At 69.0% G+C, this 15,231-nt stretch carries 13 protein-coding genes and 1 tRNA gene; 7 read left to right on the forward strand and 7 right to left on the reverse strand.

Annotated elements, in window-relative coordinates:
* Positions 1-70 precede the first annotated feature (70 nt).
* From Q0Z83_RS42000 to Q0Z83_RS42015, 4 genes are all read left to right on the forward strand, one after another.
* Complete coding sequence (locus Q0Z83_RS42000; RefSeq protein ID WP_317789000.1) at positions 71-268, forward strand: DUF397 domain-containing protein; 198 nt, start codon at positions 71-73, stop codon at positions 266-268.
* 59 nt (positions 269-327) lie between these two features.
* Positions 328-849 (forward strand): DUF6226 family protein, encoded by a 522-nt coding sequence (locus Q0Z83_RS42005; protein ID WP_317789001.1) that lies wholly within the window; start codon positions 328-330, stop codon positions 847-849.
* A 113-nt stretch (positions 850-962) separates the two neighbouring features.
* Positions 963-2,141 carry an MFS transporter gene (locus Q0Z83_RS42010; RefSeq protein WP_317789002.1) on the forward strand — a complete coding sequence of 393 codons (1,179 nt, stop codon included), beginning with the start codon at positions 963-965 and terminating at the stop codon, positions 2,139-2,141.
* Between the two features lie 107 nt (positions 2,142-2,248).
* Positions 2,249-2,968 carry an LPXTG cell wall anchor domain-containing protein gene (locus Q0Z83_RS42015; RefSeq protein WP_317789003.1) on the forward strand — a complete coding sequence of 240 codons (720 nt, stop codon included), beginning with the start codon at positions 2,249-2,251 and terminating at the stop codon, positions 2,966-2,968.
* 153 nt (positions 2,969-3,121) lie between these two features.
* On the opposite strand, the gene Q0Z83_RS42020 is transcribed toward Q0Z83_RS42015, so the two are convergent.
* Both Q0Z83_RS42020 and Q0Z83_RS42025 read right to left on the reverse strand, forming a co-directional pair.
* Positions 3,122-5,689, reverse strand: coding sequence for an RICIN domain-containing protein (locus Q0Z83_RS42020; RefSeq protein ID WP_317789004.1), 2,568 nt, complete (start codon positions 5,687-5,689; stop codon positions 3,122-3,124).
* Positions 5,690-6,156: 467 nt separating this feature from the next.
* A tRNA-Thr gene (locus Q0Z83_RS42025) sits at positions 6,157-6,230 on the reverse strand.
* 57 nt (positions 6,231-6,287) lie between these two features.
* On the opposite strand from Q0Z83_RS42025, the gene Q0Z83_RS42030 reads away from it, so the two are divergent.
* Entirely contained in the window at positions 6,288-7,997 is a 1,710-nt protein-coding gene (locus Q0Z83_RS42030) for a metallophosphoesterase (RefSeq protein ID WP_317789006.1), read from the forward strand.
* Here Q0Z83_RS42030 and Q0Z83_RS42035 read toward each other — a convergent pair.
* The gene (locus Q0Z83_RS42035) at positions 7,994-8,839 is read right to left on the reverse strand and encodes a PSP1 domain-containing protein (protein WP_317789007.1); all 846 of its coding nucleotides are present in this window, start codon (positions 8,837-8,839) and stop codon (positions 7,994-7,996) included. The two genes, Q0Z83_RS42030 and Q0Z83_RS42035, sit on opposite strands and share 4 nt — an antisense overlap.
* Before the next feature lie 568 nt (positions 8,840-9,407).
* On the opposite strand from Q0Z83_RS42035, the gene Q0Z83_RS42040 reads away from it, so the two are divergent.
* Positions 9,408-10,937: a hypothetical protein gene (locus Q0Z83_RS42040; RefSeq protein ID WP_317789009.1), complete on the forward strand. Its 1,530-nt coding sequence runs from the start codon at positions 9,408-9,410 to the stop codon at positions 10,935-10,937.
* 184 nt (positions 10,938-11,121) lie between these two features.
* Here the strand turns inward: Q0Z83_RS42040 and Q0Z83_RS42045 are convergent, their stop codons facing one another.
* From Q0Z83_RS42045 to Q0Z83_RS42055, 3 genes are all read right to left on the reverse strand, one after another.
* Positions 11,122-11,727, reverse strand: a complete 606-nt coding sequence (locus tag Q0Z83_RS42045) for a hypothetical protein (RefSeq protein WP_317789010.1) — start codon at positions 11,725-11,727, stop codon at positions 11,122-11,124.
* A gap of 283 nt (positions 11,728-12,010) precedes the next feature.
* A complete protein-coding gene (locus tag Q0Z83_RS42050; protein WP_317789011.1) occupies positions 12,011-12,307 on the reverse strand; it encodes a hypothetical protein in 297 nt (98 codons plus the stop codon).
* A gap of 1 nt (position 12,308) precedes the next feature.
* A complete protein-coding gene (locus tag Q0Z83_RS42055; protein ID WP_317789012.1) occupies positions 12,309-12,635 on the reverse strand; it encodes a YbaB/EbfC family nucleoid-associated protein in 327 nt (108 codons plus the stop codon).
* Between the two features lie 212 nt (positions 12,636-12,847).
* Here Q0Z83_RS42055 and Q0Z83_RS42060 point away from each other — a divergent pair, with 212 nt between their 5' ends.
* A complete protein-coding gene (locus Q0Z83_RS42060) occupies positions 12,848-14,047 on the forward strand; it encodes a DNA polymerase III subunit delta' (RefSeq protein ID WP_317789014.1) in 1,200 nt (399 codons plus the stop codon).
* A 125-nt stretch (positions 14,048-14,172) separates the two neighbouring features.
* Here the strand turns inward: Q0Z83_RS42060 and Q0Z83_RS42065 are convergent, their stop codons facing one another.
* Positions 14,173-15,222, reverse strand: coding sequence for an endo-1,4-beta-xylanase (locus Q0Z83_RS42065; RefSeq protein ID WP_317789015.1), 1,050 nt, complete (start codon positions 15,220-15,222; stop codon positions 14,173-14,175).
* Positions 15,223-15,231: the final 9 nt, after the last annotated feature.

Consider the following 15,231-nt stretch of genomic DNA (forward strand, 5'->3'; position numbering starts at 1 on the left):
ATGTGACCTTCCGCTGAGTAACGAGTCCCTCGCTTAACGTGGATTCCGAACCGTCACGGAGGTGCACAAAATGATCAAACCGACGGAAGAGCCCCGTTGGCGCCGAAGCGGTCGATGTTCCCACGGCGCCTGCGTCGAGGTGGCGAGGCTGGCGGACCGGTTCCTGGTCCGCGACTCGAAGAACCTCGGCACGCACCCGCTCAGCTTCCCCGAGGAGCAGTGGGACGCGTTCGTGGCAGGAGTCAAGGCGGGAACCTTCGGTTTCTGATGACTCACCTTCCTCCGGTGGAACCCGGCGCCGCGGGTCGCACGCGGCATACTGCATTGGTGGACGGCAAACCGGGTGCCACCGAGACCGACCGCTTCGCCACTCTGCACGAGGCGGCCGAAATCCTGCTGGACGAACTCTCCGAGCGTTACCTGGTGGAGCGCCGGGAGAGCAAGGAACCGCTCGGGCTCGACGACGCGCTCGTGCGGACCGTCCGGCTCATCCCCCGCATGCCGACCGCCGCTCCCCTGGCGGTCCACTTCACCGAGCCCGGGCTGGCGGTCCGGTTCGGCCGATGGTGGGCGGAGTCACTTCCGGCATGCGCCTGCGAGACCTGCGACGAGGACCCGGCCATCCTGGCCGAACGGCTGCGCATCCACACCGACGCGCTCATCGAGGGTGGGCTGTGGGAACGCGTACGCCGTGGATTGAGCGGGTCCTGGTTCGAGACCAGGCTGATCGGCACGGGCGTCAAATCCGACCGGGAAGGGCCGCTGTCCGCGGCCGGGGCCCGGGACGCCCGCCGCGGTGGTTTCGCCGCGGCGATCCAGTGGGCGCCCTGGCAGCGTCGTTCTCTCTGACCGCCGTCATCAACGGGGCGGGTGGCCGAGCCGGCCGCCCGCCCTCACCATGAACTCGGATTTCTCGATACCGTGAGCAGAGAAAACGCTCTCACGTTTCACGGAGTCATCGTTTGAGTACGGTCGAGACAGCCGACCTGCGGGCCACGACCCGATCGGTCTACATCACCTTCATCTTCCTCGGCGTCGCCATGGCCAGCTTCGCCGCCCGTATCCCGCAGATCCGCGACCACCTCGGACTCACCCCGTCCGGAATCGGGCTCGTGCTGCTCGCCATCGCCGCCGGGTCGATCACGTCGCTGCCGCTGGCCGGGCATCTGGTCCACCGGTTCGGCTCGCGCGCCATGGTCGGCACGATGGCCGTGCTGCTCGGTACGGCACTGGCCGGCGCCGCGATCGGCTACCAGTACGGCGTGGTCCCGGTGGTCATCGCGCTCTACGTCTACGGGTTCTCCACGGGTGCCTGGGACGTCGCCATGAACGTGCAGGCCGCCGTGGTGGAACGCCGTCTCGGGCGCTCGATCATGTCCCGTTTCCACGCCGGCTACAGCGTCGGCACGGTCGCCGGCGCCCTGGCCGGGGCGGGCGCGGTCAAGGCCGGGCTCCCGGTCACCCAGCATGTGATCATCGCGTGTGTCCTGGTCGTGATCGCGGTGGTGGTCGCGGTCCGCGGGTTCATCCCCGACGAGAGCACCCCCGAGGAGAGGGCCGGGAGATCGGGTGGCGCCCTGGCCGCCTGGCGGGAACCCCGCACCCTGCTGATCGGCCTGTTCGTGTTGGCGTTCGCGCTGACCGAGGGCGCCGGCATCGACTGGATCAACATCGCGCTCATCGACGACCAGGGCACCGACGCCTCCACCGGAACCCTCGGGTTCGCGGTGTTCCTGGCCGCGATGACGATCGGCCGCTGGTTCGGGCCCAACCTGCTGGACCGTTACGGGCGGGTGCCGGTGCTCCGGCTGCTGGCCGTCACCGGGCTGGCCGGGCTGCTCATCTTCGTCTTCGGACCGCACCCGGCGGTCGCCTTCGGCGGGGCGCTGCTCTGGGGCCTGGGCGCGTCACTCGGCTTCCCGGTCGGCATGAGCGCGGCCGCCGACGAACCCGCCAAGGCCCCGGCCCGGGTCGGTGTGGTGGCGTCGATCGGATACTGCGCATTCCTCGGCGGGCCGCCACTGATCGGTTTCCTCGGCGACCATTTCACGGTTTCCCGGGGCCTGCTCGCGGTGGCGATGCTGCTGGTGCTGTCCCTCGCGCTGACACCGGCGCTGCGCGAACCGGCCGGCGTCCGCTAGTCACGGCGCGGCTCCGGGCGTACCCCCGCGCAATCGGGTTGAAAGGGCGAAGCCCATTGACGGTAGTATCTCCGGGCTTCGGCTGTGAAACGGGGAGGAAGAACCGAATGCGACAGAAGATCTCCGCCGGCGTCGTGCTGACGCTGGCCCTTTTGATTCCGGCGGCACCGGCGGTGGCTCAGGCCGCGGCGCCGGGGCTCGACGCGTCTTGCCAGACGGTTGAGCGCAAGCTGTACACGGACATCCGCACGCGCATCACCATCGATCTGGACACCGCCACCGACACCGAGGTACGGGTGCTGGCCAACCAGCTCCTGAGCGTGGCGAAGACCGAGTCGTTGGGCGTTCTGGCCGAGGCGATTCAGCAGAAACTGGATCTGGTCGACAAGCCGGCGGAAGTGCGGGAATTCCTCAAGTCCAGCGTGCAGAACGCCTGGAAGGTCTCCCTGCGGATCGCCGTGGGCCAGACGATGACGAAGACCGATTCCAACGTGAACGTGGCTGCTACTAAGGCGCTCGACGACGGGGGCATCGACGCCACCCTGGCCTACCTCAACGAGGGCCTGTACGCCGCACGTGAGCTCGACTGCAAGGCGCAGCCCTCGACATCACCCAGCGTCACCCCGAGCGCCACCCCGACCGCTTCCGCCTCGGCCACCCCGGGCACCACGCCCGACGGCGAGGACGAGGGAGACGGCGAGGACGGCGGGCTGCCCGTGACCGGTACCGACACCGGGATGGTGGCCGGCATCGGCGGCGCGCTCCTGCTCCTCGGTGGCGCCGGTTACCTGATCGGACGCCGGCGCCGCGCCCGCTTCGAGGCGTAGTCGATTCGACGTGCCCGGCCCGACACGTCGTCGAGCCGGGCACGTCGGTGACCAGGCCGTTCTCGTAGCCGAACACCACCGGGTACACCCGGCACGGAGGCCCCGTCGTCCCGGCGCAGAGTCGGGACGACGGGGCCTTTCCGACGGGTGCCGTTATTGCCAGGTGACCGCGTTGAACTCCGCCGCGACCGTCTGCGTCGCGCTCGTGAACCGGATGGCCCGGTTCAGGGTTCCGGTGGCGGCCGTGTCCGGGACCGCGTACTTGCCGTTGGTCTTGGACTGCAGAACGCCCACGTAGGTACCCTCGCTGTTCCTGGCGGAGCGGGTGTGCAGGATGAAACGTCCGGCATTGGCCGCGCTGGCCTGATCGGCGGCCAGCCCCGCGCTCGGATTGGTCACCTCGCGGGCCCAGGCATTCGCCTGGATGCTCTTCATGGTGATGTCCAGCGTGGTGTTCGACAGAATCGCGTGGGCGCAGAACTGCCAGGACTGTTCGGCGGGGATGGGGGTGAAGTTCGCCACGTCCGCTCGCACCAGGTTCTTGATCGAGTTCGCCGTGTGCGCCCGCATCCCCTTTGGCGCCGTCGTCCCATTTTCGAAGGCGAAGTAGGCCTTGGTCGACGTGCACTGCGGCACGAAGGTGACGGCGGTGCCGGCGAAGCTAGCGTGCGGCTTGCCCGTCGAGGCCCAGATCTGCTGCGGCTGCGTCGCCCCCTCCGAGACCGGCTCCAGGATCCACCGCTGGTCCGTGGTGACGGCATAATCCGCGATGGTCAAAATCGCGCCGTTGGCGGTGCCGGCATCACGAACTCCCAGGTAACTGCCACCGGACAGGGTCCTCAGGTAGCCACCGCCGGACGAGTTGAACATGACGGTCCAGCCGGACCACTCGCAGCCGTTCTGGGCCACGAAGTATTCCTGCAGGTCCGGGGCGCCGTACGCGAGACACAGCTGGGAGGCACGGTTCTGCAGCCTGAATCGGGCGCCGGAGACCGCAGTCACATCCCAGATCTGCTCGGTGCCGCTCCCGCAGTCCCGCAACTCCATCCTCGCGCCCAACTTGAGAGCGCCCTCACCCGGCTTGTCCAGCGCACCCGCCGGCCGGACACAGCGACCCGATCGGGCACCCTTGATCCGGAACGACCCCGTCGGCGCCGCACTCGCGGCGGCCTGGCGGGACGGGTCGATCAGCCGCCACTGCTGGGAGGCCAGGTGCCCGTTGGGGTTCTGCACCATGGCCAGCGCGCCGGCCACCGAACCCGGCACCGCGGTGATCACCTTGTTGCTGGTGACATTGCGGATCTCCACGTTGCCCTGGCCACCGTCGAGCAGCTCCCAGATGTAGGCGCCCGTGGTCTGGCTGCAGCCGGAAAGCACGATCGGCGCGCCGTCCTGCTGGATCTTGGCCCGCTCCGGGAGCAGGCACGACCCTCCGTTCCGCAACTTGTACCGGCCTGCGGTGGCGTCCGGCACAAGCTCCCAGCGCTGCCCCCGGAGATTGTCGTTGCACGGATCGACCCGGGACGGGTTCTCGGTCGCGGACACCCGGAACTCGGTGAGGTTACCGGCGCAGCCGTTGAAGCCGGCCGCCTGGAGCATGACGAACTTGCCGGCCGACGGCCGGATGTAGTCGGCCTCGCGGGCGGTGTCGTACCCGCCGAGCAGGAACAGGCTGCGGTCGAGAGCCACACCCTCGAGGGCCTTCTTGGACGCCGCGACCACCGTGGGCTTGTACCCGTCGGCCTCGGCCGCGTACATGATGTCGCGCACCTTGACCTCGTTGGCCCGCGCCTCGGCCAGGTCACGTTCGTCCAGGTCGACCTTGTTGGCCAGGTGGACCCCGGTGAAGATGTAGGCGACCCAGGCCTCTTCGGACGGATTCGCGTACGTGATCGTCGCCTCGGCCTTGACCTTGCGCCCGGTGCTGTCGGTCGCGAACAGGTGGATCAGCTCGCGCATCTCGAGGTCGTCCAGCTCGTACGGCGTGGCCGACCGCTTCAACGCGGTGGCGATCGCCTTCTCCTTCGCCGAGCGCAGCGCCGCCGCCTGCCGCGCGGCCACCTCCTCGGCGTTGCCGTTGGCGATCTCGTTCTGCCGGTCGGTCTCGGCCTTGTCGAAGAGAGCGTGCTCCAGGAAGTCGAGGCGCTGCTCATCGGTGGCGTCGGCCACGGTCAGCGGCTCGGCCGCCGCCTTGACCTCCGGCCAGGTCGCCGCCTTACGCCAGAACGCCAACAGGTAGTTCTGCAACGTCTGGTCCAGCATGGTGGACCGCTCGGTGTTGTTCGCCGGCACCCAGTTGATCTCCTGAGCCGCACGCAGCCGGATCGTGTCGAGCTGGGCCTTGCGGGCCTTCAGCGCCACGTCGCGGTCGTTCGCCGCGAAGATGCCGGTCCGGATGAAGTCCGCGGAGGCGGCCTCGGCGTCGGTCGCGTCGCTGAAGGCGGCCAGCGCGGCCGCCTTCACCTGGGAATTGTGCTTCTCCGAGGCCTTCTCCCAGAGCACCGAGGCGAAGTCACGATCGGAGAGGGTGACCTCCTCGCGCGGCACCCAGGCGAGAACGGCGGCCGCAGCGTATTTCTCATCGATGTCGGTCGGATCGGCGGCGACTTGCGCGAACACCGGCGGCGCGGCGATCGCCTCGGCCGGGAGGGCGACACCGCCCGTGACGGTCACCGCAATCGAGGCGGCGACCAGCATCCACAGACGTGGGAGTCTGTGCACACTTCTCGACATTGAATTCCCCCGTAGTCGAAAAGAATGATCAAAAATCATGTGACGGCAGGATGCTATCAGCGATCATCGATCCTTTCCACTTCGTCGGCTGTTGATCCGGTGCGCTATTGGGGGCCGACCGGAATACGACGTGAGCCTGCCGTTGACGGTGAACCCGCTGTTCAGAGGCCCTTCAGATAGCACGTGCACGGCGCCGCTGATTCCTCGGTGAAAATGCCATCGCGACTGTTCAGCTACGGAGAACGCGGTTGCCGGTGCATTCCGGTGGTGGTAGGGCCGGCGCTGCAGCTCGCCAAACCAGACGCGGCCGTCGACCGCACGCGGGAGACCGAACCGGAGCGGAGGGGGCATGTTTCGGCCACGAAGCCCGCAGCCACGCCCGGCCAGGCTCCGGCGGCATGCGCTCAACGCAAACGACCCTGACCAGCAAACTTGCTGGTCAGGGTCGTTATCTGAGCCGCCTGACGGAATCGAACCGTCGACCTACGCATTACGAGTGCGTCGCTCTAGCCGACTGAGCTAAGGCGGCAACGATTGCCAAGTGTACTGCATAGACGGACACGCCCTCACCGGGGAGGATCGTTCGGTGACCATCGTTCCCCGACAGCGTCTCGCCGAGTCCGAAACCAGTGTGCCGAATCGGCCACGGAGCCTTGACCCGCAGGAACTCGGGTTCACCCGGAAGGGACCGATCGGCTGGCTCGCGCCGCTACTACTGCTCAGCACCGGGCTGCGGACGCTGCTGCACATCCTGTTCGGGGCCTACCTCGACAAGCGAGAACTGCAGAACGCGCTCGACGGGGACGTCTTCGACCATTCCGCGACCGCCACCGGCGAACTGTGGCTCGATTACGTGGCCGACCTCGGGGACGGGTTCAACGCCACCTACTCGGTCGCCTACCTGCTGGCCCAGGAGGAACTCGAGGTCGACGGCGATCGGTTGCCCCGCGGGCGGCTGCTCCTGATGGGCGGCGACCAGGTGTATCCGCTGGCCAGCGGGGACGGCTACGAGAACCGGATGAAGGGGCCGTACCGCGCGGCCCTGCCCGAGGCGCCGGCCGGAGCACCGCGGCCCACCCTGTTCGCCCTGCCCGGCAACCACGACTGGTATGACGGGCTGACCGCGTTCCTGCGGCTCTTCGCACGGCGCAAGGACGGGCACATCGGCGGCTGGCGGACTGAGCAGCGACGGTCGTACTTCGCGGTCAAACTGCCCGGGAACTGGTGGCTGTTCGCGGTGGACGAGCAGTTCGGGGCGTACATCGACGATCCGCAGCTGCTCTACTTCGAGCGGGCCGCCGAGCACGTCGGGCCGGAGGACCGGGTCATCCTGATGACGCCGTCACCGACCTGGGTCAAAGCCCGGCAGGATCCGGACGCGTACGACGCCGTCGACTACTTCATCCGGACCATCCTCGCGCCCACGCAGGCCCAGGTCCGGGTGCTGGTCTCCGGGGACCTGCACCACTATGCCCGCTACTCCGGCGAGGACCGGGAGCTGATCACCTGTGGTGGGGGTGGGGCGTACACGCTCGGCACCCAGAACCTGCCGGATCACCTGATGGTGCCGCCGAAGGAGACGCTGGCCCGCAGCAGGAGTCGCAGCCGGCGCTACGAACGGAAGGCGACCTTCCCCGACCCGAAATCGTCGTGGCGGTTGGGCTTCGGTGTCTTTCACCGGGTGCCGCATCGCAACGCCGGGTTCGCCACCATGCTCGGCATCATCCACACCCTCACCATGCTGGCCATGGCCGGCGCGGTCAGTCAGGGCGGCAACATCCAGCGGCTGTTCAGCATCCCGCTGGTTCTGATGCTGTTTCTGATCATGGCGGGTACGGTCCTGTTCGCGAAGCCGGACGGACACGCACGCCACTGGGTCCTCGGCGCGGCGCACGGCCTGAGTCAGATCGGGCTCGCGGTCGGCGGCACCTGGGTGTGGGAGCAGTTCCCGTTCCGCAACTGGCAGTGGCCGGGGCCGCTGGCCATCGCGGCGGTCGGCTACAGCCCCTTGATCGCCATCGTGTCCACCCAGCTCCTGGCGGTGTATCTGCTGATCGCGGCACGTTTCGACGTCAACCTCAACGAGTTGTACGCCGGACAGGGCATCGAGCACGCGAAGAGTTTCCTGCGCCTGCACATCAGCGCCGACGGCGACCTGACCATCCACCCGCTCGGTGTCCAGCGGATCTGCAAGGACTGGGAGGCCGATCCGGAGGGCGACCCGCACGCCTCGTGGCTACGCCCGAGGACACCGCTCACCGTGCACCGGATCGAACCGCCGATCACGATCTCCTAGTCGCCCGCGTTGTAGTGCGCGTCGTGGGCCTGGCGGGGCGCGCACACCGACGCCCGGCTGCAGGAACAGCGGGACCCGTCGGCGTCCATCCGGACCACCACCGAGTCCTTCGGAACACTGTGCGCCACGACCCGACCGTCACCCTCCGGAGTCGTCACGCGTGTGCCGATGGCCGGGGCCGACGCTTGGAACTGCTGGTAGAGCGGGTGCTCGTACTTGAGGCAGCACATCAGGCGGCCGCACGCGCCGGAGATGCGCAGCGGGTTGAGCGGCAGGTCCTGATCCTTCGCCATCCGGATGGTGACCGGCTCGAAATCGGTCAGGAACGTCGCACAGCAAAGATCCCGCCCGCACGAGCCGATACCGCCCTGGACTCTCGCCGAGTCGCGGGCGGAGAGCTGGCGTAGCTCGACCCGACAGTGCAGGGTCGCGCCCAGGTCGCGGACCAGTGATCGGAAGTCGACACGGTGCGGCGCGGTGAAGTAGATCGTGGTGCGGGCGCCGCCGTTGCCCGGCGCGTCCAGCACATGATCGACGGCGACGACCTTCATCGGCAGGTCGTGCGCCTTGATCAGTTTCTTTGCGGCGACCTTGGCCTCGGCCTTGCGTTTCCGCAGCGTCTCGTCGCGGCGCAGGTCCTGGTCGTCGGCGATCCCGACGACCTTGGGGAACCCGTCGGTTTCCTCGTCGACCCATTGCGGCGCCCAGACGCACTCCGCCACCTCGGGACCGTCATCGGTCGGCACCAGCACGCGGTCGCCGACAGCCGGGGTGAAACCGGCGGGATCGAGGTAGTAGAGGCGGCCGTACCGGTTGAAACTGACCGCGCACAGCATGCCCATGCGATCAACCCTACGACGATTGGCAAGCCGTACCAAATGCCGGATTTGAACTACCCGCGAGGGTTGTCGCATAGATGCCGCGCAACCGGACGAATCGACCCTCGTTGGCCAGTCCCGTAGACGTCTACGCCTCGAAAGGACAGCCATGACTCGCGCTCGCTCGGTGGCCGCCAATGTCGTAGCGCTCGGGTTGGCGGGGGTGGTGATCGCCCCTTCGCCGGCGTTCGCGGTGGCACCTTTCGGCGCTTTCGTCCCACCGTCGGCCACGCCGATCTTCACGACGGCTCCCGCGGGACCGACTTCGCGGACCTCCAGGGCGGTCCCCGTGGGGCCGATTTCGCGAACGGCTGCCGCCTTACCGGCGGCCCCGGCAGCACCCCGGACCTGTGAACGGCCACAGCGCTATGCCGCCCAATCCTCGGCCGAGTTTCTCCGCATAGACCGGCTCCACCTTCCGTCGAGCGACAAACCGACAAACCGCTCATCCGGTACGGGCGGAGCAGCCCAGCAGCAGGGCGGCAAACCCGACTCGGCACTCGGTGGTGTCGGGCTCGGTGACGCCCGCACCGTGGTGATCGCGGACGGGCCGGTGACCTCGGCCGGCGCCGCCCGGACCCTCGACGGCAAGGTCGCCGGCTCTAAGGAACGGGGCGACATCGCCATCCAGAAGGCGCCACCGGTCAAACCGAAGGCGGACACCCGACGTACCGCATCGAAGAAATTCGGCCCGATGCAGGTCGGTGCCGGCAACCTGAGCGCCCGCGCGGTGTGGGCCCACGGCATGGCCTGCGGAAAAGCAGCGGGTGACACCTCGTCGGCATCGGCCGAGATCAGCCGAGTGACGATCGCCGGAGGCGGCAGCGCATCACTGGTCCGGGTGCCGGAGAAGATCACCAGCCGCAGCGGTACGGCCCTGCGGCTCCGTGGCGGCGTCCCGCAGTCGGTCGGCTCCTCGACCATCACCGCCGGACGGATCAGCCTGGTCGACAACGAGGTCCGGATCCGCGTGCTCCGAGCCCCGGAACTGCGGGCCAGCATGACCGCGACCGGCCAGAGCCGGGTCGAGTACCGGCCCCCGGTCGTCGAAGTCGTCGGCAGGGACGGCAAGAAGAACCGCCTCAGCACTGCCGGTGACCACATTGCGATCACCCTGAGTGAGGAGTCGCGGTCGCTAGAGTCGCTTCCGTCGCGTCTCGACCCGATCGGGGACCCGCCGCTGCCCCAGGTTTCCGGCCTGCCGGTGCTCGCCCGGACGGAAACCACTCCTTCGCCGGACGTCAAGCCCGGCTCGACGCTGCGAATCGCCCTCGGCGAGGTACGCCAGGCGAGCAAGAACAACGCCGTCGCGGCCCGCGCCACGGCGATCCGGGTGACGTTGACGCGCAATGTGGACAACGGTGCCGCCTCGGCCGCGGACCGACCGTCCGGTGTGGTCGCCGATCTGGGCATCGGAATGCTCGCCGCCGCCGCCGTAGCCCCGAACGGCAGAACGTCCGGCCGTTCCTCGTCCGCCGGCGACAAGCCGGCCCAGGCGAGTCCCGCGGGCAAGGGCTACAGCAGCAAGTCCGGTCGGGGCGCCACCGCCGGCTGGGGCGATGCGGCCCGCCCCGGAAACATCTCCGGCCAGACTTTCAAGCCCGGCCAGGGAAACGCATCGGGCCGAGGTTCAACACCCGGCCAGGGAAACGCCACCACGACCGGCGCGGGAAACACCCCCGGCCAGGCCACCACGACCGGCGCGGGAAACACCCCCGGCCAGGGATTCGCGCGCGGCGACGGAGATGTCTCCGGCCCGGGCATCGGATCCGGTGATGGAAGCTCGGACGGCCAGAGCCTTTCTCCTGACGCTGGAAGCGGATCCAGCCAGGACGCGGCGCTGGGCGGGGTTGGCGCCTCGGGCACTTCCGGGCAAAGCGGCACACCTGGACAGAACGGCACACCTGGACAGAGTCTGGCCGGTCCCGGCGCGGGTCTACGCGGCGCGGCTCTCCCGATCACCGGTCCCCGAGTGGTGTCCCTACTGATCGCCGGTGTGGCCATGATCGGCGTCGGGGCCGCAGCCGTGTATCTGACCTCCCGTCGCCGGCGGCGCTCATGATCTCGGCACGGCGACCCCTGAAGGCCACATTGGACCGCATGGGCACATCGAGCTGAGGAGCGGGAAGAAGGAGCCAGGCGGCAGAGGTGTGCGCTCGACCCCCGCGCGCCTCTGCCGCCGCCTGCCTCTCCCCGCAGAGGGCACCGAAACAGCACCGACCGCTGGAATGCCGGACCGTGGTCGGTCAGACGGACAAGGGTGTCTGCAGGTCGGCAGAGCCGGTCAGTAGGTCTTCGGCCTCGTCGTAGGCGTCGGCGGCGGCTCGGAGCAGGCGGGCTCCGATCGCTGCTGCCGCGTCTGCCTGGTCGGATGGTGGGTGGTCGCCGGCGGTCAGGACGATCGCCTCGGTGGAGAGCATCGCCCCGGCCAGGACCGCGGCCACCCCGGCCCGGGTGCGGAGCATCCAACCGGTGAGCGAGTCGGCCAGATCGGCGGTCGCCGACATCCGGTGGCCGAGGCTGTCGGGGCCGCCGTTGAGGTGTTCGGCGGCGGTGCGGCGGGCCGTCTCGTAGGCTTCGGCGGCCTCACCGGTCCAGCCGCTCGCGAGGGGCAGAGCGTCGGCGAGGTCCGCGTAGACGCGGGCGTCGGCGCGGAGCTCGGGTACCGCGTCGAGGATGGCCGTCGGGTGCAGGGCGGCTACCGCACGGGCCGCGTCTCCCGGAAGGAGCCGCACCCGACGTAGCTCCCGCCAGACGTCGTGTCCGCCCGGCGCGCCGACCTCGGAGAGCACAGTGTCGACCCGTTCGAGCAGGTCACCGGCAACATTGAGAAGTTCATCAAGTCGATCCATCAGCAGCCTCGCCGCATTCCCAGCACGCCGAGCACATCAGCTCGTCGCACAGCGGTGTCGGCTCGGCACCGGCTCACCGCCGGCCGAAGGGCGCGACCGCCGGCCACCAAGGGCCGAAAGACGCGATGGCCGGGCATGACAGGCCGCACGCCGGGCACGGTGGGCTTGGGGGTGAGACGGCCGGACAACGCGGTTCGCATGGCGCCGGCCTCGGTCGTCGCCGGCCTTTCGGGGTGGCGGTCGAGGCGGGGCCGCTCGGAGATTCGGGTGCCCGGGTTGGGCATCAGAGACCTCTCTGGAAGCGGCGCTGGACCAGGTCGTCGGTTTCGGTGTAGGCGTCGGCGCCGGAACGGACCGAGCCTGCTATTTCGGTCAGTTTCGACGAGGCGTCGGCGGCCTCCCGAGCGCGGGCGGCAAGTGCCGCGGACCATCCGGCGTAGAGGGCACGGCCGATCCGGCCCGGGCGTCCGGCGTCGTCGGCGGCGAAGTCGGCGGCGCCTGGCAGCAGCTCTGGCACCCGACGGTCCATGATGGCCAGCGCCGCGGCGGCATGGTCGATCTGGTCGGCGAGTCGGTCCACTTCAGTGCTCCTCCAGGGCGCGGAACGATCCGAACACCTCACCGTGCAGTTTCTCCCTGGCCCAGCGGGCGGCCTTGGCCGCGCTGGTGACCACGGTACGAATCTCACGGGCGAACTCGGACGGCTGACGATGTTGCAGTGATCCGTGCACGCGAACGTCCACGATGTCTCCCGCGGCGGTCACGACCACCTCGATCGACTGGTCCGGAGAGTGCACCGACACGGTGTGGGTGGCGACCGCCTTGTCGAAGTCGGCACGCAGGTCTTCGATGTGCCGATATCGGTCGATCGCCTCGTCGATCCACGCCTCGTCGATCTCGCGGGCCATCCATGGCTCCTCACCGCGCGTCATGTCGCCGTCGCGTTCCGGATGGAGACCGTACCCGCTCCGGCGACCGTCCCGCTACGGCCCATCCGTCCCCTGTGGATAACTTCCGACAGCACCACAGAGAGTCACGGATGGCCGACAAGACGACTACCTTTAGTGATCAACACTAACCGGTGGCGGTTTCTGTCGGAGGCTCGCAATACCATCGTCGGGTGACTCCGCATGACGTCTTCTCCGAGCTGGTGGGTCAGGACGAGCCGGTCGAGACCCTGCGCCGGGCCGCCGCGGCCGCCGCGCGGATCGTGGCCGGCGAGCCGGCCGCCGGTGGTGGCATGACCCACGCGTGGATCTTCACCGGCCCACCGGGGTCGCGCCGCACGGTCGCCGCCCGCGTGTTCGCCGCGGCGCTCCAGTGTCAGCGTGACGGGGTCGGGTGCGGCGAGTGCCACGGCTGCCACACCACGCTGGCCGGCACCCACGCCGACGTCCAGGTGGTGACGACCGAGGGTCTGACCATCAAGACCGAGGAGACGCGTGGGGTGGTGCTGCGATCGGCGAGCGCACCGACCGGCGGCCGCTGGCAGGTGGTGATCATCGAGGCGGCCGACCGGCTGCACGAGCGGGCCAGCAACGCGTTGCTCAAGGCGATCGAGGAGCCGTCACCACGGACGGTCTTCCTGCTCTGCACGCCGTCGGTGCATCCGGACGACATCCTGGTGACGATCCGGTCCCGGTGCCGTCTGGTGTCGCTGCGGCAGCCGCCGTCGGCCGCGGTGGCCGACTTCCTGGTGCAGCGGTTCGGCGTCGCGCCGGAGCAGGCGGGCTGGGCTGCGGCGGCTTCGCAGGGTGATGTGGAGCGGGCCCGCCAGCTGGCCGCCGACCCGGAGGCTCGCGGCCGCCGCGAGGAGGTGTTGTCCGTTCCCCGCCGGCTGACCAGCATCGGCGCCTGTTTCGACGTGGCGGCCAAGCTGGAGGCGGCGACGAAGACCGAGGCGGCCAACGCGGTGGCCGAGCTGGATGTCAACGAGCGGGCGGCGCTGGAGCGGGCGCTGGGTGCGGGTGGCACCGGCCGGGGCGCGACGGGCGCGATGCGGGGTGCGGCCGGCCAGTTGAAGGAGCTGGAGCGCAATCAGAAGTTGCGGGCCACCCGGGCCCAGCGGGACGCCCTAGACCGTGCTCTTCAGGATCTGATCGGCTTCTACCGGGATGTGCTGGTCACCTCGATGCGAGCGCCGGTGCCGGTGGTGCACGGCGACCTGGCGACGGTGTCGTCGGCGGCCGCCGAGAAGTGGTCGCCGGAAAGCACTCTGCGCCGCCTGGAGGCGGTGCTGACCTGCCGTGAGGCGATCGACAAGAACGTCAAGCCACAGGTCGCCCTGGAAGCGATGATGGTCACCCTCTGGAGAGGGTGAGACCCGACGAAGGCGATCATGGTCACCCTCTGGAAAGGGTGAGACCCGACGAAAGGGCGTCGTGGCCGCGCCGGCGGACGGGCCGGCGCGACCACGACGCGGTCAGCGGAAAGACGACCAGGCGGTCAGCGAGCCAGCTGGAAGGTGTGGAAGATCGCCTCACGAGCGGGCTTCGGTTCAAGCGCCTCGGTGTACGGGGTGGCCGACCCCTGCCCGTCGAACACACCGGGCACCCACGAGTACCTGTCGGTGAATCCCCAGACGGTGTAGGACACGCAGTGCCGGGCGAGCAGGCACGCTTGCAGGAGGGTGCTGAACCCGTACCCCTGGGCTTGCTCTTTGGTCGCGTCGACGGGCAGGATCATCCGCACGTCGACTTCGGTGAACGCGGTCTGCACCCCGAGTGCGTCGAAGCGCCGCACGTTGTCGAAGACGCTGCCCGGGAAGCCGTACTGCACGCCGAGGTGACCCTGCATGCCGTACCCGTGGATCGGCACGCCCTGTGACCGCAGCTGCTTGGTCAGCGCATAGTAGGCGTCGCTCTTCGCGTTGATCCCCTCGTTGTTGTAGTCGTTGAGGTACAGCTTGGCCTTGGGGTCGGCCTCGTGCGCCCAGCGGAACGCGTCGGCGATGTAGCCGGGACCGAGGTTGCGCAGCCAGATCGTGTCGCGCAGCGTGCCGTCCTCGTTGAAGACCTCGTTCACCACGTCCCACTGGTAGACCTTGCCCTTGAAGTGGCGGACCTGGGTCTTGATGTGGTCGCGCAGGATCTGCCGGAGCTGCGCCGGGGTGAAGGCGTCCTCGGTGAGCCAGGACGGGTTCTGGTTGTGCCAGACCAGCGTGTGCCCGCGGACGACCTGCCCGTTGGCCTTGGCGAAGTCGACGAGGCGGTCGGCGGGAGCCCAGTCGTACTGCCCCTGCTGGGGTTCGATCGCTTCCCACTTCATCACGTTCTCGGCGGTCACCGAGTCGAACTGGGCGGCCACGAGGGCCCGGTATTCGGCGTCGTTCGCGAGCGCGTTCATGTCGACGGCGGTGCCGATTCGCACGCCGCTGCCGCGGGCCGCGGCTCGTAGGGTGTCGTTGTCCGATCCGGCGACGGCCGGTGCGGCGCTGCTCACGGCGGTCGCCAGCGCCAGCGCCACGACAGCCAGGACGTTACGTCGGGTAGCCATCCAACTCTC

It is taken from the genome of Actinoplanes sichuanensis, assembly GCF_033097365.1.
Taxonomy (GTDB): Bacteria; Actinomycetota; Actinomycetes; order Mycobacteriales; family Micromonosporaceae; genus Actinoplanes; species Actinoplanes sichuanensis.